Source organism: Immundisolibacter cernigliae (assembly GCF_001697225.1).
GTDB lineage: Bacteria > Pseudomonadota > Gammaproteobacteria > Immundisolibacterales > Immundisolibacteraceae > Immundisolibacter > Immundisolibacter cernigliae.
In genome coordinates, this window is the sequence record NZ_CP014671.1 from 3,192,872 (window position 1) to 3,209,178 (window position 16,307).

Here is a 16,307-nt window from a genome sequence, read left to right on the forward strand (position 1 = left end):
GGCGCGCGGCGCTCAGTCGCTGACGCGGCGAATCAGGTTCTGGTAGGCATCGATCCGCCGGTCGCGCAGGAAGGGCCAGATGCGGCGCACCTGCTCGCTGCGGGCAAGGTCGAGGTCGGCGCAGATGACGGCCGGCGCGTCGGTCGGCGCCTGGGCGAGGAGCTCGCCCTGCGGGCCGGCGATGAAGCTGCTGCCCCAGAAGCGCGCGCCCTGCGGCGCACCGCCCGGGATGTGCTCGTCGCCGACGCGGTTGCAGACCAGCACCGGCAGGCCGTTGGCGATGGCGTGCGCGCGCTGGATGGTGATCCAGGCCTCGTGCTGGCGGGCCTGTTCGGCCGCCTCGTCGGTCGGGTCCCAGCCGATGGCGGTGGGGTACAGCAGCAGCTGCGCGCCGGCCAGCGCCATCAGCCGCGCGGCTTCCGGGTACCACTGGTCCCAGCACACCAGCACGCCCAGGCGCCCGACCGAGGTGTCGATGGGCGCGAACGGGCCATCGCCGGGGGTGAAATAGAACTTCTCCAGATAGCCCGGATCGTCCGGGATGTGCATCTTGCGGTAGCGGCCGGCCAGCGTGCCGTCGCGCTCCAGCACCACGGCGGTGTTGTGGTACACGCCCGCCAGGCGGCGCTCGAAAACCGAGCCGACGATGACCACGCCCAGCTCGCGCGCCAGGGCGGCCAGGAAGTCCGTGGTCGGGCCGGGGACGGACTCGGCCAGATCGAACAGGGCCGGATCCTCGACCTGGCAGAAGTACTGCGTGCGGTGCAGTTCCTGCAGGAGCACCAGTTGGGCGCCCTGCGCGGCGGCGGCGCGGATACCGGCTTCGCTGGCCGCCAGATTGGCGGCCGGATCGCTGCCGCAGGCGTGCTGCACGCAGGCGACGGTGAGCCTACTCATGGCGCCGCCGGAATCTGCATGCTGGCGCAGTGCAGGCTGCCGTTCTGGCCGACGATGGCGCGCGCCGGCACCGGCACGATGGCGCGGTCAGGAAAGCAGTCGCCGAGGCGGGCGAGGGCGGTCGCGTCGTTGGCGTCGCCGTAGGTCGGCACCAGCACGGCGCCGTTCACGATCAGGAAATTGGCGTAATTGGCCGGCAGACGGCGGCCGTCGGCGTCGTACAGCGGCGCCGGCACCGGCAGGGGCACCAGTTGATACGGGCGCCCGTCGGCCCGGCGCAGCGCCCGCAGTTGTTCTTCCAGGCCGTCCAGGGCGGCGTGCTGCGCGCGGTCGGCCGTATCGGCGCAGGTATAGGCCAGCGTGTGCGGATCGCAGAAGCGCGCCAGGGTGTCGATGTGGCCGTCGGTGTCGTCGCCCAGCACGTCGCCGCGGTCCACCCACAGCAGACGGGTGACGCCCAGCAGCGTCGGCAGCGCCGCCAGCAGGGCCTGCGCGGCGGCCGGGTCGTTGCGCGTCTGGCTCATCAGGCAGGGGCGGGTGGCCAGCAGGGTGCCCTGGCCGTCGACCTCGATGTTGCCGCCTTCGAGTACCCAGGGCAGGGCCTCCAGGCCCAGCGTACCGAGAGCGCCCTGACCGGCGAGCACCGCGGTGACGGTATTGTCGAGCTCGGCGCGGTACTTCCCGCCCCAGCCGTCGAAGCGGAAATCGAGCGCCACCCGCCAGCCGTCGCGCAGCACGGTCAGCGGGCCGTGATCGCGCACCCAGACGTCGTTGGAGGGCGCGATCGCCAGCGTCAGGCGCGCCTGCGGCACACTGGCATGGGTCAGGCGCTCCGCCACGTGGCGGCGATGGGCCGCATCGTGGCAGGCGACGATCAGCGGCTCGCGGGCCGCGATGGCGGCCGCGAAGCCGACGAATTCGGTTTCCGTTTCCCCCAGAGTGTCGGCCCAGTCGCCGTGCGCGTGCGGCCAGGTCAGAACGACGGCTGCCTGTGGCGCCCATTCGGGCGGCAGATAACCCGGCGTAATCGTCGTCACGGTTTTGGCCCGGGATGCGCGGCGCCGGATTTCTTGAGCGCCTGGGCGACCTCGGGCGGCATGTAGTTCTCGTCGTGCTTGGCCAGGATGGTCCTGGCCTGGAACTCGCCATCCGGGCCAAGCCGCCCCTCGGCAACCACGCCCTGGCCTTCGCGGAACAGGTCCGGCAGCGAGCCGATGTAGTGCACGCGCATTTCCTTGCTCAGATCGGTGACAGTGAAGCGCAGCTCCAGGGGGGCGGGGCCTTTCTGGATTGAACCTGTCGTCACCAGCCCGCCGATGCGAAAGGTACCGTTGGCCGGCGCCTTGCCGGCCGCAACCTCGGTCGGGCTGAAGAAGAACACCAGGTTGTCGCGAAAGGCGTTCATCACCAGCAGCGCGGCGGCCACCAGCGCGAGCACGGCCAGCGAGATGAACAGCAGACGTTTGTGACGGGTTTTCATGGCTCGTTGCGGGTTTGGCGGGCGCGCAGCAGACGGCGGTGTCGGCGCCACGGCAGCCAGGCGTTCAGGCCCAGCACCAGCGCGGCCAGCGCGTAGGACGGCCACACGTAGGCGCCGTAGCCGCCCATGGCCAGGAATTCGCTCATGGTGCGTCCAGCTCCGTCAGCCAGCGCGCCTGCTGTTCGCGCTCCAGGATTTCGCAGCGCATCCGCTGCAGCAGCACCGCCGCGAAGTACACCGTGAAGCCGGCGATCATCAGCAGCAGCGGCGTCAGCATGGCCGGATGAATGGCCGGTCCAGCCATGCGCGTCAGGGAGGCCGGCTGGTGCAGCGTGTTCCACCACTCGACCGAGAAATGGATGATCGGGATGTTGACCACGCCGACCAGCGCCAGCAGCGCGGTCGCCCGGCCGGCGCGCTGCGGCTCGTCGATGGCGCCGCGCAGCGCGATCAGCCCCAGATACAGGAACAGCAGTACCAGTTCGGAAGTCAGGCGCGCGTCCCAGGCCCACCAGGTGCCCCACATCGGCTTGCCCCACAGCGAGCCGGTGACCAGCGTCAGCGCGGTGAAGGCGGCGCCCAGTGGCGCGCAGCACTTGGCCAGCATGTCGGCGAGCTTCATGCGCCAGACCAGGAACACGAATGCGCCGCCGGCCATCACCATGTAGGTGAGCATCGACAGCCAGGCCGCCGGCACGTGGATGAACATGATCCGGTAGCTGTCGCCCTGCTGGTAATCGGCCGGCGCGACGCCGAGGCCCCAGCCGGCGCCCAGCAGCAGCAGCCCGGCCGCCAGCCAGCCCAGCCACGGCAGCAGCCGCCCGGCAAAGGGGTAGAAGAACTTGGGCGCGGCGAGGCGGTCCAGGGTGGGGCCGAACATGGGCGGTCAGTCCAGTGATATGCGCAGCGCGGCGGCCGTGGCCCAGGGCGCGAACACCAGTGCCAGGGCCAGCATGGCGGCCAGCAGCGACAGGTTGGCGCCGGCGCCAAAACCCAGCGCGGCGGCCTGCACCGCGCCGCTGCCAAAAATAAGCACCGGCACGTACAGCGGCAGCACCAGCAGGCCAAGCAGGGCGCCGCCACCGCGCAGGCCGAGCGTCAGCGCGGCGCTGATGGCGCCCAGCAGATTCAGCAGCGGTGTTCCCAGAAGCAGCCCGGCCAGCAGCACGCCAAGGTCGCCAAAGTTTAACCCGAAGCCCAGCGCCAGCAGCGGCGCGGCCAGCGCCAGCGGCAGGCCGGACGTGAGCCACTGCGCCAGCACCTTGACCGCCACCAGCAGCGCCAGTGGCGCGGGGCTCAGCAGCAGTTGTTCGAGCGCACCGCTTTGCTGGTCGGCGGCAAACAATCGCGGCAGGCCCAGCAGCGTGGCCAACACCGCGGCGATCCACACCGCGCCGGGGCCAATGCTGCGCAGGAGCACAGGCTCGGCGCCCACGCCGAGCGGGAACAGGCTGCCGACGATGATGAAAAACGTCAGCGGCAGCAGCGTGTCGCCTGGCCGGCGCCAGGCGAGCAGCAGTTCGCGGCGAAAGACTTGTCCGATCATGTCAGGCGCCAAGGTCCAGGTGCCGCAGCACGCCGTCCAGGCCCGGCAGATCCTGGTGGGTGGTCAGCACGGCCAGACCCCCGTCGGCCAGATGCTGCGCCAGCAGGTGGGCGGTCAGCTCCACGCCCTGACGGTCCAGTCCCGTCAGCGGCTCGTCCAGAACCCACAGCGGAACGGCGCGCAGCAGCAGGCGGCCAAGTCCGAGACGGCGGCGCTGGCCCTGCGACAGGAAGCGTGCCGGCTGGTCGGCCAGCGTGCGAAGGCCGACCTGTTCCAGCACCTCGTCCACGACGGAGCCGGTCACGGGCTGGCCAGCCAGGCGCAGGTTCTCGGCCGCGGTCAGGTCACCGAAGTGTCCTTCCTGGTGGCCCAGAAAAGCCAGCCGGGCGCGGTATTCGTCGCTCAGTGCGCTGATCGGCGTGCCGTCCCAGCACACCTGGCCGCGGGCCGGCTCGGTCAGGCCGCAGATCACGCGCAGCAGCGTGGTCTTTCCGGCGCCGTTCGGACCGGCCACGCGCAGCGCCTCGCCGGCGTGCAGCAGCAGGTTCAGGCGCCGGAACAGCAGAGTGTTGGACCGCACCGCGGCCAGGTCGCGCAGTTCGAGCATGAGGCGGGCGGTAGGAAATTCTTGGGTTCTTGTACTGGCGCTGGCGGCTGATCGGACTGGGTTGAGGCGCCTTTGTGGGAGCGGCGTCCCGCCGCGAATCCGAATCCTCGAATCATGCATTCAGCCCGAGGGCGGGCCTCCCACACAGGAGAACCGCGCCTGTGGACCTTCGGCCCGGGGGCGGCATTGGTGGCCCTGCGACGGCGGCATTACACTGCCCCGCCGTGCCAATCCGGCCGCACACGCGCCTGTCAGGTGCCGCGCATTGTCGCACTGTCTTTCCCGGCCTCGCGGCCGGATCCGGAACATCCTGTGATCACGCCCAATCAACAACTGATCGAACTCGGCCACTTCGCGGTCATGCTGGCGCTGCCGGTGGCCCTGCTGCAGGCGGTCTCGCCGCTGCTGGCGCGGGCGCTGGGTCGGCCGCAGCTGGCCAGCATCGCCGTGCGCGGCGTCTGGCTGCAGCTGGCGCTGGCCGTGCTCGGCTGGGCCGCGCTCACGCAGGCCTTCGTGACCGACAACTTCTCGGTCTGGTACGTGGCGCAGAACTCCAATAGCGCCCTGCCGCTGATCTACAAGATCAGCGCCGTGTGGGGTGGACACGAGGGTTCGCTGTACCTGTGGTACGTGATTCTGGTGGCCTGGACGGCCGGGCTTGCCTGGTACGGCCGGCGCCATTTCCCGGACCGTCTGCCGATCGCGCTGGCGGTGCAGGGGGCGCTCAGTGTGGGGTTCCTGGGGCTGATCCTGTTCCTGTCCAATCCGTTCGCGCGCCTGCTGCCGATTCCTGGCGATGGGCGGGACCTGAACCCACTGCTGCAGGACCCGGGCATGGCCATCCACCCGCCGATGCTCTACATGGGCTACGTGGGCTTTTCGATTCCCTTCGCGCTGGTGCTGACGGCGCTGCTGACGCGCTGGCCGGCCGAGGACTGGCTGCCGGTGGTGCGCCGCTGGGCGCTGGCGGCGTTCGGCTTTCTGACCATCGGCATCGTGCTGGGTGGGGCGTGGGCCTATTACGAGCTCGGCTGGGGCGGCTACTGGGCCTGGGACCCGGTCGAGAATGCGTCCTTCATGCCTTGGCTGACCGGCGCCGCCCTGGTGCATTCACTGATGGTGCAGGAGCAGCGCCGGCTGCTGCACAGCTGGAATTTGTTTCTGGCCATCCTGACCTTCTCGCTGTCGCTGCTGGGGACCTTCCTGGTGCGTTCGGGCGTGCTGTCGTCGGTGCATGCCTTTGCCGTCGATCCGGGGCGCGGCGCCTACATCCTGGCCTTCCTGGCGCTGGTGGTGGGTGGTGCCTTCGGGGTGTTCGTGTGGCGGGGCGGCGAGGCGCAGTCCCGTCCGCGACCGACCGCCTGGCTGTCGCGCGAGACGCTGCTGCTGACCAACAACGTGCTGTTCACGGTGGCCGGTGCCTGCGTGTTTCTGGGCACGCTGTATCCGCTGTTCCTGGACGTGACGGCCGAGCAGAAGATCACCGTCGCGGCGCCCTATTTCAACAGCGTGGTGGTGCCGCAGTTGCTGCTGCTGGTGCTGCTGATGGGCCTGACGCCCAGCCTGCCGTGGCGTCGCGCCCAGCCGCGCGCCCTGTGGCGGCGGCTGAGGTGGCCGGTGCTGATCGCGGTGCTGGCCGGTGCGCTCACGCTGGTGCTGGCGCGACCGCTCAGCCCGCTGGCGGCGGCGGCGGTCGGATTCGCGGCGCTTGCGGTGGCCACCATCGCGGCTGATCTGTGGCGCGGCGGGCGCAGCCTTGCCGCTGCCGAGCAGCGGACGCTGCCCGGCGCGGTGCTCGTCAACGCCTGGCGGGCACGCCGGCACTACGGCGCGCTGCTGGCGCATTTGGGCGTTGCCGTGGCCACCGTGGGCCTGGCGGCGGCCGGCTTGTTTCGCCAGCACAGCATGGTCACGATGGCGCCCGGCGATGTGCTGGAACTGGCCGGTCATCGCGTGGAACTGGTCGGAATCGGCCCCGCTCGCGGCCCCAATTACGACGCCGAGCGCGCCCGGTTTCGGCTCGACGACCGCATCAACCTGCGCTCGGAACGGCGCAGCTATCACGCCAGCCGCATGCCGACCACCGAGTCCGGCATTCACTCGACCCCGCTGCGCGATGTCTACGTGGTGCTGGGCGAGACCCGTGACGGCCGTCACGCCGTCACTGCCTACGTGAACCCGCTGGTGCAGTGGATCTGGGCCGGCGGGGCCCTGATCGGCCTTGGCGTGCTGATGTGCTTGGGTGAGCGCCCGGCGCGCCGGGTGGACTGAGCGCCGCGCGCGGTTTTTCGAGCCAGGTTCCGGACATGGCCCAGACGCCCGCTGATCCGCTGGCCGGCCACACGCCGGCCATGCAGCACTACCTGCGCCTGAAGGCTCAGCAGCCGCAGGCCCTGCTGCTGTATCGCATGGGCGATTTCTACGAGCTGTTCTTCGACGATGCGGTCGAAGCGGCCCGGCTGCTGGACATCACCCTGACCAGCCGCGGCGAGTCGGGCGGCAAGAAAGTTCCGATGGCCGGCGTGCCGGCGCACGCGCTGGAAAACTACCTCGGCCGGCTGGTGCGACGCGGCCGCACGGTGGCCATCTGCGAGCAGGTCGGCGTGCCGGACGGGCGCGGGCCGATGCAGCGCGAGCTGGTGCGCGTGGTCACGCCCGGCACGCTGACCGACGATGCACTGCTCGACCAGCGGCGGGACAACCTGATCGCGGCGGTGCTGCGCCAGGGCGAGTGCGCCGGACTGGCGGTTCTGGAGCTGGCCAGCGGCCGCTTCACGGTCGGTGAGCTGGCTGGCGAGGCGGCGCTGGCGGCCGAACTGGCGCGCCTGGCGCCGGCCGAGCTGCTGCTGCCGGACGGCGAATCGCCCTTGCCGGACGGGCCCTGGAGCGTGACCGCCCGCCCGCCGTGGCAGTTCGAGGCCCAGAGCGCGCAGCGGCGGTTGTGCGAGCAGTTTGGCGTGCACGACCTGGCCGGCTTCGGCTGCGCCGGGATGGCGCTCGCCATCGGCGCCGCCGGCGCGCTGCTGCAGTACGCGCAGGACACGCAGCTGGCGGCGCTGCCGCATTTGCGCGGCCTGCGCGTGCAGGCGCCGGACGCGGTGCTGGTGCTGGACCCGGCCACCCGCCGCAATCTTGAAATCGACCGCAGCCTGTCGGGCGACGAGCGCGCCACGCTGGTCGGCGTGCTGGACGCCTGCGTCGGTGCCATGGGCAGCCGCCAGTTGCGGCGCTGGTTGCTGGGGCCGATTCGCGATCACGCCGAGTTGCGCCGTCGTTACGGGGCCATTGCCGTGCTGTTGCAGGACCAGGCCTACGCGCGGCTGCAGGAGGGACTGCGCGGCGTGGGGGACGTGGAGCGCATCCTCGGCCGCGTGGCGCTGCGTTCCGCACGGCCACGGGATCTTGCTGCGCTGCGTGACAGCCTGGGATTGCTGCCGGGACTGGCTGCCTTGCTCGCGGATCTCGAGGCGCCGCTGCTGGCAGACCTGCGCGCCGCGCTGCCGGGCTTCGAGCCGCTGCACGAGCTGCTCTGTCGCGCGGTGGAGGCGACGCCGCCGGCCTTGCTGCGCGATGGCGGGGTGATCGCGGCCGGTTTCGACGCGCAGCTCGACGAGCTGCGGTCCATCGGCCGCGATGCCGGCGCCTACCTGCTGGAGCTCGAGCAGCGCGAGCGCGAGCGCACCGGCATCGCCGGCCTCAAGGTCAGCTACAACCGCGTGCATGGCTATTACATCGAGCTCAGTCGCGCCCAGGCGGCGGCGGTGCCGGCCGACTACACGCGCCGCCAGACGCTCAAGAACGCCGAGCGCTACCTGACGCCGGAGCTCAAATCCTTCGAGGAACGGGCGCTCGGCGCCCGCGAACGCGCCCTGGCCCGCGAGCGCCTGCTGTTCGAGCAGTTGCTGGATGCCATCACGGCCGAGCTGGCGCCGCTGCAGGCCGCGGCCAGCGCGCTGGCGCAGCTGGACGCGCTGACCTGTCTTGCCGAGCGGGCCGAGCGTTTCGGTTATGTCGAGCCGCAGCTGGACGAGGCACCGGGCATCCACATCGACGGCGGCCGCCACCCGGTGGTCGAGCGCCTGGTCGGCGAGCCGTTCGTGGACAACGATCTTGAGCTCGACGACCGGCGACGCATCCTGCTGATCACCGGCCCCAACATGGGCGGCAAGTCCACCTACATGCGCCAGGTGGCGCTGATCGTGCTGCTGGCGCATGCCGGCAGCTACGTGCCGGCGCGCGCGGCGCGCATCGGGCCGGTCGACCGCATCTTCACGCGCATCGGCGCCGCCGATGACGTGGCCGGCGGGCGATCCACCTTCATGGTGGAGATGACCGAGACTGCCAACATCCTGCACAACGCGACCGATTGCAGCCTGGTGCTGCTGGACGAGGTCGGCCGCGGCACCAGCACCTACGACGGCCTGGCCCTGGCCTGGGCCTGCCTGATGCACCTGGCGCAGCGCGTGCGGGCCTTCACCCTGTTCGCCACGCATTATTTCGAGCTCACCGCGCTGGCGCAGGAGCTCGACGGCGTCGACAACGTGCACCTGGATGCGGCCGAGCACGCCGGCGGCATCGTGTTTCTGCACCGCGTACAGCCGGGCCCGGCGCGGCGCAGCTACGGCCTGCAGGTGGCGGCCCTGGCCGGCGTGCCGGCGGCGGTGCTGGCATTGGCCAGCGAGCGGCTGGCGCAGCTGGGCGAGGGCCTGCCGGTACCGGTGGCCAGTGCGCCGCCGCAGCGCCAGCTGGGGTTGTTCGAGCCGCAGCCCGGCCAGGCGGTGCTGGACCGGCTGGCGCGGATCGATCCGGACCAGCTCGCGCCGCGGGCAGCGCTCGATCTGCTGTACGAACTGCGTGCGCTGGCCGGTGGCGGCGGGCCGCCGTAAGTCTGGGCATGGCCCGCTCCTACGAACCGTCATGCGGGTTCACGCCAGACGCGGCCGCTATAATTGCCCGCTTTTTTGTCCCGGAGAACGGTCATGGCCTTCGTCGTCACCGAAGCCTGCATCAAGTGCAAGTACACCGATTGCGTGGAAGTGTGTCCGGTGGACTGCTTCCGCGAAGGCCCGAACATGCTGGTCATCGACCCCGACGAGTGCATCGACTGCACGCTGTGCGTGGCCGAGTGCCCGGTCGAGGCCATCGTCGACGAGGAAGAGGTCGCCGCCGACCAGCAGGAGTTCATCGAACTGAACGCCCGCCTGTCGCAGCAATGGCCGCCGATCACCCAGCGCAAGGACGCCCCGGCCGACGCCGAGCAGTGGGCCGGTGTGCCGGCCAAGCGCAAGCTGCTGGAAGAGTAGGGCGTGCGCATCGGCATCGTCGGGGCTGGCGGCATCGGCTGCCTGCTGGGTGCGCGTCTCGCCGCCACCGGTCAGGCCAAAGTGCTGCTGCTGGCGCGCGGTGAGCATGCGGCGCGCCTGGCCGAGCAGGGTCTGGTTCTGGACTTCAATGGCGTGCGGGAAACGCACTGCCTGCCCGTGATCGACACCGCGAACGAGGCTGCGCTCGGCCAGCTTGCCGGCTGCGACTGGCTGCTGTTTGCCTGCAAGAGCCAGCACACCCGTCGCCTCGCCGAGCAGCTGAAGCCATACGTGAGTGCCGACTGCCGGTTGGGCTCGCTGCAAAACGGCGTCGACAACGAGCCGATCCTGGCCGAGGTGTTCGAGCGGCCGGTGATGGGCGGCCTGATGCGCAAGTTTTTCGCCCACATCACTGCCCCTGGCGAGGTGGAAGTGCGCGGCGTGCTGGAGGCTGTGCTGGGTGACTATCCGACCGGCTGCGGCCGCGAAACGACGGCCATGGTCGAACTGCTGCGCCAGGCCGGCATCACCGTTTACGCGAGCGAGGACATCCGCCGCGAACTGTGGCGAAAGCTGGTCCTGAACAACGGCTGCAATCCGCTGGCGGCGGTGACCTTCCTGGACACCCAGCGCATGGCGAATGACCCCGACATGGCCTGGGTGATGCGCAACCTGATGCGCGAGGCCGGCGCCGCGGCGGCAGCCGACGAGGTCGAGTTCAGCCCGCACGAACTGGAAGCCGTATTCCAGTGGATCAAGGGCATCGACCCCATCACGCCTTCCATGCAGGCCGATGCGCAGCGCGGCAAGCCGCTGGAGCTGGATGGCATCACCGGAGCCATCCTGCGCCGGGCGGGGCTGCTGGGCATCGAGGTGCCGGTCACGGCCACGCTGCACCACATTCTGCTGGGCAAGTACGGCAGTTCGGACTGAGCCTGCCGCGCGGGCGCGCGGCATATGTAGCCAGCGCTTCAGGCCGGCAAGATCTGCGAATGACTTCCTTCGAGCGTCAACTCATCTGTGCGCGCAACCGCGCCTGCAGCGGGCTTGAACGCGGAAAATGCGCCAGCAGGAATTCCATCTGGTCGGCCAGGATGCGCCGCCCGCGCAGGTAGACGTACTCGGCGTGGGTGGGCACGAACGGGATCGCCAGCAGCTGCATGCCGGCCTGCTCGGGCGTGCGGTTGGCCTTGTGGTTGTTGCAGCGCTTGCATGCGGTGACCACGTTCGCCCAGGTATCGGCGCCCTTTGCGCTCAGCGGACGCACATGGTCTCGCGACAGGTCGCGTGACAGGAAGTGTTGGCCGCAGTAAAGGCAGGTGTGGCCGTCGCGCTTGAACAGCGCCGGGTTGTTCAGCGGCGGGGAGTACACCTCGCGGCTGCGGCGCAGCGCCGACTGGTCGCCTGACGTGGCGATGATGGAATTGACCTCCACCACGCTGCGCTGGCCGCTGGCGGCGTTCATGCCGCCATGCACCCGGTACAGCGGCGTGCCGCAGGTGTAGGCCACGTGGCCAAAGTGGTACAGGCGCACCGCGGTCTGGTAATCCACCCATTCGAGCGGCATTCCGGACACGTCCGTGCGCAGGACCTGTTGAGCAAGCTGCTGTGTCATGTGCGTCCCCGTCGGTGCGCGCACCGACGCCAAAAACGGCCATCCATCAAGCTTGGACCGCGATTGTGTAACCGGTATTTCGGCACGCGGCAAGCGGTGATGATGGCGGGGTCGCAGTTGGAGCGGCTGGGATAGAATTCCCAGCCCCCCCTGCAAGCCGAGTTTCAATGTCCGCCACTGTTCGTCGGCTTGCCGATGCCAACGCTCGCTTGCACGTCACTGCGGCGTCAGATCAGCTATCGGTATCGACGCCGGCCAGCGCGACACAGGCCGGTCTGCGTGTGGATGGCCGACTGGGCGTGCACTACGCGCTGAATCTGGCTGCCGGTGAGGACGCGGCTGGCAAGGCCGCTCTGATAGGGCTCGAACAAACGGTCGAGCTGCCGCGGTCGCTGCTGACGGCGGAGTTGGCCGAGCGCTTCGCCGGACGGGTCGAGGCGGTGCAACAGACCGGGCCGCGGCGCGCACGGGTGGTGCTGTCGTACAGTCTGGACGCCATTGGCGCGGACCTGCCGCAGTGCCTGAACCTGCTGTTCGGAAACATTTCCCTGAAGCCGGGAATTCGCGTGGTCGACCTGGAATGGCCGGCCGCGCTGGTGACTGCGCTGGGTGGTCCGGGACATGGCATCGCCGGCCTGCGCAGGCTGACCGGGGTGAGCGGTCGTGCCCTGCTGTGCACCGCGCTCAAGCCCATGGGCCTGTCGGCGACAGAACTGGCCTCGTGCTGCGAGGCCTTCGCCCGCGGCGGGATCGACATCATCAAGGACGACCACGGCCTTGCCGACCAGCCGGCGGCGCCGTTCGCCGAGCGTCTGGCGCGCTGTCAGGAGGCGGTGACGCGCGCGAATGCCGCCACCGGCCGGCACAGCCAATACTTCCCGAACGTGACCGCACCGGCCGCGCTGCTGGCGCAGCGTCTGGCGGCGGCGCGCGAAGCCGGCTGCCTTGGCGTTCTGATCAGCCCGTGGCTGGTCGGCCTGGACACGCTGCGCCTGATCCGCGACCAGTACGGCCTGGCCATCCTCGCGCATCCGGCGCTGACCGGCAGTCTGTTCGGACGCGGCGCCGGCATGGCGCCGCAGCTGGTGCTGGGCGATCTGTTCCGTCTGGCCGGTGCCGATGCGGTCATCTACCCGAACGCCGGCGGGCGTTTCGATTTTTCAGCCGCGACCTGTGCGCGCATCAACGACCACCTGCGTCGGCCGCTGGGCACGCTGCGGCCCAGCCTGCCGGCGCCGGCAGGTGGCATGGACGTCGCGCGCGCCGGGCAGTGGGTACGACGTTACGGGCCCGACACGCTGCTGCTGATCGGCGGCAGCCTGTATGCGCAAGGCGACTTGCAACGCGGCGCGGCTGCCCTGCGCGCAGTCGTGGAAGGCTTGGGCTCATGAGCGGCGCCGATTCGCACGTCGTGCATGGCGCCGGTTTCGAGTGGCCGGCCGTGGCCTTGCGTGAGTACAAGAACGATGGCAGCCCGCACCGGGACATCACCCGCCGCACGCTGCTGGGCGAGGCGCCGGGCGAGCAGGCGCTCGATGCCCTGGTGCGCTATTTCGAGATCAAGGCGGGCGGCTATTCCACGCTTGAACGCCACCAGCACCCGCATGCGGTGGTGATTCTGCGCGGGCGGGGGCAAGTGATTCTGGGCGAGCGGGTCGAGTCCGTGGCCGCCTTCGATTGCGTGTACGTGGCACCGCAGTGCTTTCATCAGTTCCTGGCCACGGCCGGCGAGGAACTCGGCTTCCTGTGCGTGGTCAGCCGCGAGCGCGACCGGCCGTTGCTGCCAACGCCGGCAGAACTGGCTCGGCTGCGGGCCGTGCCGGCGGTGGCGCGGCTGCTGAGGGTCTGAGCGATGCCGGCTTGCGCTGAACGCCGGTCAACAAAAAAGCCCGCCGACATGAGCTGCCGGCGGGCTTTCCTTGTGCGCGGCGCAATGCGCCGCGCGGGTCCGATCAGCGGGTGATGTAGTCGCCGTGTATCCAGCCAGCGCGGCCGTTGGCTTCGACACCCCACCAGGCGCCCTGCTTTTCGCCGTTGGGCGACACCGGCGTGCCCTTGGGCACCAGCATGACCACCGGCGACTGTGTCGACGGGCCGGAGCGCATGTTCACATCCGACAGCGTCATGTAGCCGGAAGCTGAGGGCCGGGTGGCCGCCGGTTGGGTTACCTGCACCTGCGCCACCAGTTTGTTGTGGGCGTCCAGGAAGGCCGCTGAGACGATCTTGCCGATATCGGTGCTGGCATACGCGCCGCCACCGGCGCCGACCAGACCACCGAATGCCAGGCCGCCGAAGCCCAGGTCGCGCTTGCTGGCGCTGCCCTCGGCGGCGGCTTCCTGCTCACCGGTACGCACGTTGGTCAGGAACAGCGTGACCTGCGACTCCATGTTGGTCCACTTGATGCCACCGGCGATGGCGCCACCGATGCCCGGAATCAGGGCACCCAGCCCGGCGCCGCCGCCGCCGGCGTTGGAATCCTTGAACACCACGTTGGGCGTGATCAGGAAATCGGCCGCCTTCATCTGGCCGGCGCCCATGTTGCTGCCGCTTTGCAGGTCCCCACCGGCGGCCATGGCCCGCTCGCGCTGCATGGCCTGACTGGCCTGGCCGCGGTCGACCACGCGGAAGCAGCCGCTCTGCGCCATCATGATGCGCAGCAGCGGGATCGGGCTGGTCAGGCCGGCCTGCGCCAGCATCGGGTTGTCCTGCTCGATCAGCGCGGCGGTACCGATGGGCGTGGCGCAGCGGGTCAGCTGGGGTGCCGCGCCCTGCGCGCCAGCCGCACCGGCCGACCCGCTGACCATGCTGCCGCCGCTGCCGAGCTGCGTCTGGGTGGAGGCGCAGCCGGCGAGGGTCACGGCAACCAGGCCGGCCAAGCTGGAGATGAGGTTTTTATTGAACATTGAAGCTCCCTGAATGATTGGCTGGGCGAGGTTCCGGCACGCCGGCCGGGCAGCGCCGACTATATCGAACGTGCGCGCGGGTGTGTTGTACCGTGGTTCACATGCGCACCACGATCTTGCCGAAGTGCCTGCCGGCCGCCATGTGCTCGAAGGCGGCGCCTATGTCGGCGCGCTCGAACACGCGATCGATGACCGGTTCGATGTGGTGGGTGGTGATGGCGCGGTTCATGGCCTCGAACATCTCGCGCGGGCCGACGAACACGCCATGCAGGCGCAGGCCCTTCATCAGCACCGGACGCAGATCCATTTCCGAGGCGTTGCCCGCCAGCACGCCGATGATGGTGATGGTGCCGCCCATGCGAGCCGAGTTGATCGACTTGCCGATGGTGCCGGCACCGCCGACCTCGACCACCTGATCGACGCCGGCCTTGTCGGTGAGCGCCAGCACCGCCTTGTCCCAGTCCGGTTCGCTCGCGTAGTTGACGCCGTGATCAGCGCCCAGCGCCTTGGCGCGGGCCAGTTTCTCGTCGCTGCTGGAGGTGATGATGACCTTGGCGCCGGCCGCCTTGGCGAACTGCAGCGCAAACAGCGACACGCCGCCGGTACCCAGCGCCAGCACGGTGTCGCCCGGCTTGACCTGACCCTGCACCACGACCGCGTTCCAGGCCGTGACGCCGGCGCAGGGCAGCGTCGCCGCCTGCTCGAAGGAAAGATGCTCGGGGATCGGCAACAGGCCGTCTTCGTCGAGTGCCACCAGTTCCGCCGCCATGCCATCGCCGGGGCCGCCAAGCGTGGAGCCGCGGGCCGCCGGTGTGGCATCGCCGCCCAGCCATTTCTGCGCAAAGATCGCCACCACCCGGTCGCCGGGCTTGAAGCGGCGCACGCCGGGACCGACCGACACTACCTCGCCGGCACCGTCGGACAGCGGGATCAGCGGCAGCTTCTGGCGCGGGTTGTACTGGCCCTGCACGGTCATCAGGTCGCGGAAATTCAGCGACACGGCCCACACGCGCACCAGCACCTGACCGGGGCCGGGCTGCGGGTCGGGACGCTCGACGACCGCCAGCTTGGCGACGCCGAATTCGGGAATTTCGATCACCTTCATCAGGAAGTCTCCTCGGGGGTACGCGAACTGCCGGTGGGCAGCCGGGTCAGATTTTCGAGCGCGATTATAGGCACGCTGCGCCGGCGAGTCGGCGCCGCTGTGCCATCATTGCGCGGCGCGCCCGGGGCGCATCAACGAGGAAATCGCATGAAATCGAGTTTTGCAAGTCGGCCCGTCCTACTGATGTGTCTGGCACTGCTGGGCCCAGCGATCGCCAGCGCCGGCCAGGCCGAGGATGACCGCCTGCACGCGGCAACCGATGTGCTGCATCAGATCAGCGAAATTCCCGAGAATGCCATTCCGCCCGAACTGCTGGCGAACGCCTACGGCATCGCCGTGATTCCCGGCGTGATCAAGGCCGGTTTCGTGATTGGCGGGCGCTGGGGCAAGGGCGTCATCGCCGTGCGTCAGGACAGCGGCTGGAGCAACCCCAGCTTCATCACCCTGGCCGGGGGCAGCATCGGTTGGCAGATCGGCGCCCAGTCGACCGACATCATCCTGGTGTTCAAGACCCGCCGCGGGGTCGAGAACCTGGCCGCGAGCAAGGTCACCCTGGGCGCGGACGCTGCCGTCGCCGCCGGGCCGGTCGGTCGCCAGGCTTCAGCCGCCACCGATGCGCAGATGAAGGCCGAGATCTACTCGTACTCACGCAGTCGTGGCTTGTTCGCCGGCATCGCGCTGGAAGGCGCTGTCCTGCAGCCGGACGAGGAGGCGAACGCCGCCGCCTACGGGGGCAATGTGTCGTCGTGGGACGTGTTCGACAACCGCGTGTTCAGCACGCCGCCGCTGGCGCAGAAATTTCGGCAGGCCCTCGTTCAGTACGCGCCGCCGCCGACCCGCTGAGTGCATCG

Annotated in this window: 17 protein-coding genes; 7 read left to right on the plus strand and 10 right to left on the minus strand. The window is 69.8% G+C overall.

Going from position 1 to position 16,307, the window contains the following annotated elements; translation table 11 throughout:
- Positions 1–12: 12 nt before the first annotated feature.
- The 7 genes from PG2T_RS14980 to ccmA are packed head-to-tail and all read right to left on the minus strand — an operon-like array spanning position 13 to position 4,530.
- A complete protein-coding gene (locus tag PG2T_RS14980) occupies positions 13–897 on the minus strand; it encodes a carbon-nitrogen hydrolase (RefSeq protein ID WP_068807314.1) in 885 nt (294 codons plus the stop codon).
- On the minus strand, positions 894–1,934 hold the full coding sequence (locus PG2T_RS14985; RefSeq protein WP_202816370.1) for an agmatine deiminase family protein: 1,041 nt from the start codon (positions 1,932–1,934) through the stop codon (positions 894–896). The genes PG2T_RS14980 and PG2T_RS14985 overlap by 4 nt, the downstream gene beginning before the upstream one ends.
- Positions 1,931–2,377 (minus strand): cytochrome c maturation protein CcmE, encoded by a 447-nt coding sequence (ccmE, locus tag PG2T_RS14990; RefSeq protein ID WP_068807317.1) that lies wholly within the window; start codon positions 2,375–2,377, stop codon positions 1,931–1,933. The genes PG2T_RS14985 and ccmE overlap by 4 nt, the downstream gene beginning before the upstream one ends.
- Positions 2,374–2,523 (minus strand): heme exporter protein CcmD, encoded by a 150-nt coding sequence (ccmD, locus tag PG2T_RS14995; RefSeq protein ID WP_068807320.1) that lies wholly within the window; start codon positions 2,521–2,523, stop codon positions 2,374–2,376. The genes ccmE and ccmD overlap by 4 nt, the downstream gene beginning before the upstream one ends.
- Complete coding sequence (locus PG2T_RS15000) at positions 2,520–3,257, minus strand: heme ABC transporter permease (protein WP_068807324.1); 738 nt, start codon at positions 3,255–3,257, stop codon at positions 2,520–2,522. The genes ccmD and PG2T_RS15000 overlap by 4 nt, the downstream gene beginning before the upstream one ends.
- Before the next feature lie 6 nt (positions 3,258–3,263).
- Positions 3,264–3,923, minus strand: a complete 660-nt coding sequence (gene ccmB / locus PG2T_RS15005; RefSeq protein WP_068807328.1) for a heme exporter protein CcmB — start codon at positions 3,921–3,923, stop codon at positions 3,264–3,266.
- Between the two features lies 1 nt (position 3,924).
- Positions 3,925–4,530, minus strand: coding sequence for a cytochrome c biogenesis heme-transporting ATPase CcmA (gene ccmA / locus PG2T_RS15010; protein WP_068807331.1), 606 nt, complete (start codon positions 4,528–4,530; stop codon positions 3,925–3,927).
- Positions 4,531–4,842: 312 nt separating this feature from the next.
- On the opposite strand from ccmA, the gene PG2T_RS15015 reads away from it, so the two are divergent.
- The 4 genes from PG2T_RS15015 to PG2T_RS15030 all read left to right on the plus strand — a co-directional run bounded on the left by PG2T_RS15015 (position 4,843) and on the right by PG2T_RS15030 (position 10,766).
- Positions 4,843–6,801 carry a heme lyase CcmF/NrfE family subunit gene (locus PG2T_RS15015; protein WP_158513224.1) on the plus strand — a complete coding sequence of 653 codons (1,959 nt, stop codon included), beginning with the start codon at positions 4,843–4,845 and terminating at the stop codon, positions 6,799–6,801.
- 35 nt (positions 6,802–6,836) lie between these two features.
- The gene (gene mutS / locus PG2T_RS15020; RefSeq protein ID WP_068807334.1) at positions 6,837–9,416 is read left to right on the plus strand and encodes a DNA mismatch repair protein MutS; all 2,580 of its coding nucleotides are present in this window, start codon (positions 6,837–6,839) and stop codon (positions 9,414–9,416) included.
- A gap of 93 nt (positions 9,417–9,509) precedes the next feature.
- On the plus strand, positions 9,510–9,833 hold the full coding sequence (gene fdxA, locus PG2T_RS15025) for a ferredoxin FdxA (RefSeq protein WP_068807337.1): 324 nt from the start codon (positions 9,510–9,512) through the stop codon (positions 9,831–9,833).
- A 3-nt stretch (positions 9,834–9,836) separates the two neighbouring features.
- The gene (locus PG2T_RS15030) at positions 9,837–10,766 is read left to right on the plus strand and encodes a ketopantoate reductase family protein (protein WP_083214986.1); all 930 of its coding nucleotides are present in this window, start codon (positions 9,837–9,839) and stop codon (positions 10,764–10,766) included.
- Between the two features lie 76 nt (positions 10,767–10,842).
- Here the strand turns inward: PG2T_RS15030 and PG2T_RS15035 are convergent, their stop codons facing one another.
- A complete protein-coding gene (locus tag PG2T_RS15035) occupies positions 10,843–11,448 on the minus strand; it encodes an HNH endonuclease (protein WP_068807340.1) in 606 nt (201 codons plus the stop codon).
- Between the two features lie 167 nt (positions 11,449–11,615).
- Between PG2T_RS15035 and PG2T_RS15040 the strand changes: the two genes are divergently transcribed.
- Positions 11,616–12,839, plus strand: a complete 1,224-nt coding sequence (locus PG2T_RS15040; RefSeq protein ID WP_083214987.1) for a RuBisCO large subunit C-terminal-like domain-containing protein — start codon at positions 11,616–11,618, stop codon at positions 12,837–12,839.
- Positions 12,836–13,297, plus strand: coding sequence for a cupin domain-containing protein (locus PG2T_RS15045; protein ID WP_068807346.1), 462 nt, complete (start codon positions 12,836–12,838; stop codon positions 13,295–13,297). Before PG2T_RS15040 ends, PG2T_RS15045 begins: the two co-directional genes overlap by 4 nt.
- 103 nt (positions 13,298–13,400) lie before the next feature.
- Here the strand turns inward: PG2T_RS15045 and PG2T_RS15050 are convergent, their stop codons facing one another.
- Both PG2T_RS15050 and PG2T_RS15055 read right to left on the minus strand, forming a co-directional pair.
- Entirely contained in the window at positions 13,401–14,351 is a 951-nt protein-coding gene (locus tag PG2T_RS15050; protein ID WP_083214988.1) for an SH3 domain-containing protein, read from the minus strand.
- Between the two features lie 97 nt (positions 14,352–14,448).
- Positions 14,449–15,456 (minus strand): zinc-dependent alcohol dehydrogenase family protein, encoded by a 1,008-nt coding sequence (locus PG2T_RS15055; RefSeq protein ID WP_068807349.1) that lies wholly within the window; start codon positions 15,454–15,456, stop codon positions 14,449–14,451.
- A 147-nt stretch (positions 15,457–15,603) separates the two neighbouring features.
- Between PG2T_RS15055 and PG2T_RS15060 the strand changes: the two genes are divergently transcribed.
- Positions 15,604–16,299, plus strand: a complete 696-nt coding sequence (locus PG2T_RS15060) for a lipid-binding SYLF domain-containing protein (RefSeq protein WP_068807352.1) — start codon at positions 15,604–15,606, stop codon at positions 16,297–16,299.
- Positions 16,300–16,307: the final 8 nt, after the last annotated feature.

Excerpts from the sequence above, each read along its gene's own strand:
- PG2T_RS14980 (WP_068807314.1), bottom strand. The coding sequence starts at position 897 with ATGAGTAGGCTCACCGTCGCCTGCGTGCAGCACGCCTGCGGCAGCGAT.
- ccmE (WP_068807317.1), bottom strand. The coding sequence starts at position 2,377 with ATGAAAACCCGTCACAAACGTCTGCTGTTCATCTCGCTGGCCGTGCTC.
- ccmD (WP_068807320.1), bottom strand. The coding sequence starts at position 2,523 with ATGAGCGAATTCCTGGCCATGGGCGGCTACGGCGCCTACGTGTGGCCG.
- PG2T_RS15000 (WP_068807324.1), bottom strand. The coding sequence starts at position 3,257 with ATGTTCGGCCCCACCCTGGACCGCCTCGCCGCGCCCAAGTTCTTCTAC.
- ccmB (WP_068807328.1), bottom strand. The coding sequence starts at position 3,923 with ATGATCGGACAAGTCTTTCGCCGCGAACTGCTGCTCGCCTGGCGCCGG.
- ccmA (WP_068807331.1), bottom strand. The coding sequence starts at position 4,530 with ATGCTCGAACTGCGCGACCTGGCCGCGGTGCGGTCCAACACTCTGCTG.
- mutS (WP_068807334.1), top strand. The coding sequence starts at position 6,837 with ATGGCCCAGACGCCCGCTGATCCGCTGGCCGGCCACACGCCGGCCATG.
- fdxA (WP_068807337.1), top strand. The coding sequence starts at position 9,510 with ATGGCCTTCGTCGTCACCGAAGCCTGCATCAAGTGCAAGTACACCGAT.
- PG2T_RS15035 (WP_068807340.1), bottom strand. The coding sequence starts at position 11,448 with ATGACACAGCAGCTTGCTCAACAGGTCCTGCGCACGGACGTGTCCGGA.
- PG2T_RS15040 (WP_083214987.1), top strand. The coding sequence starts at position 11,616 with ATGTCCGCCACTGTTCGTCGGCTTGCCGATGCCAACGCTCGCTTGCAC.
- PG2T_RS15045 (WP_068807346.1), top strand. The coding sequence starts at position 12,836 with ATGAGCGGCGCCGATTCGCACGTCGTGCATGGCGCCGGTTTCGAGTGG.
- PG2T_RS15050 (WP_083214988.1), bottom strand. The coding sequence starts at position 14,351 with ATGTTCAATAAAAACCTCATCTCCAGCTTGGCCGGCCTGGTTGCCGTG.
- PG2T_RS15055 (WP_068807349.1), bottom strand. The coding sequence starts at position 15,456 with ATGAAGGTGATCGAAATTCCCGAATTCGGCGTCGCCAAGCTGGCGGTC.
- PG2T_RS15060 (WP_068807352.1), top strand. The coding sequence starts at position 15,604 with ATGAAATCGAGTTTTGCAAGTCGGCCCGTCCTACTGATGTGTCTGGCA.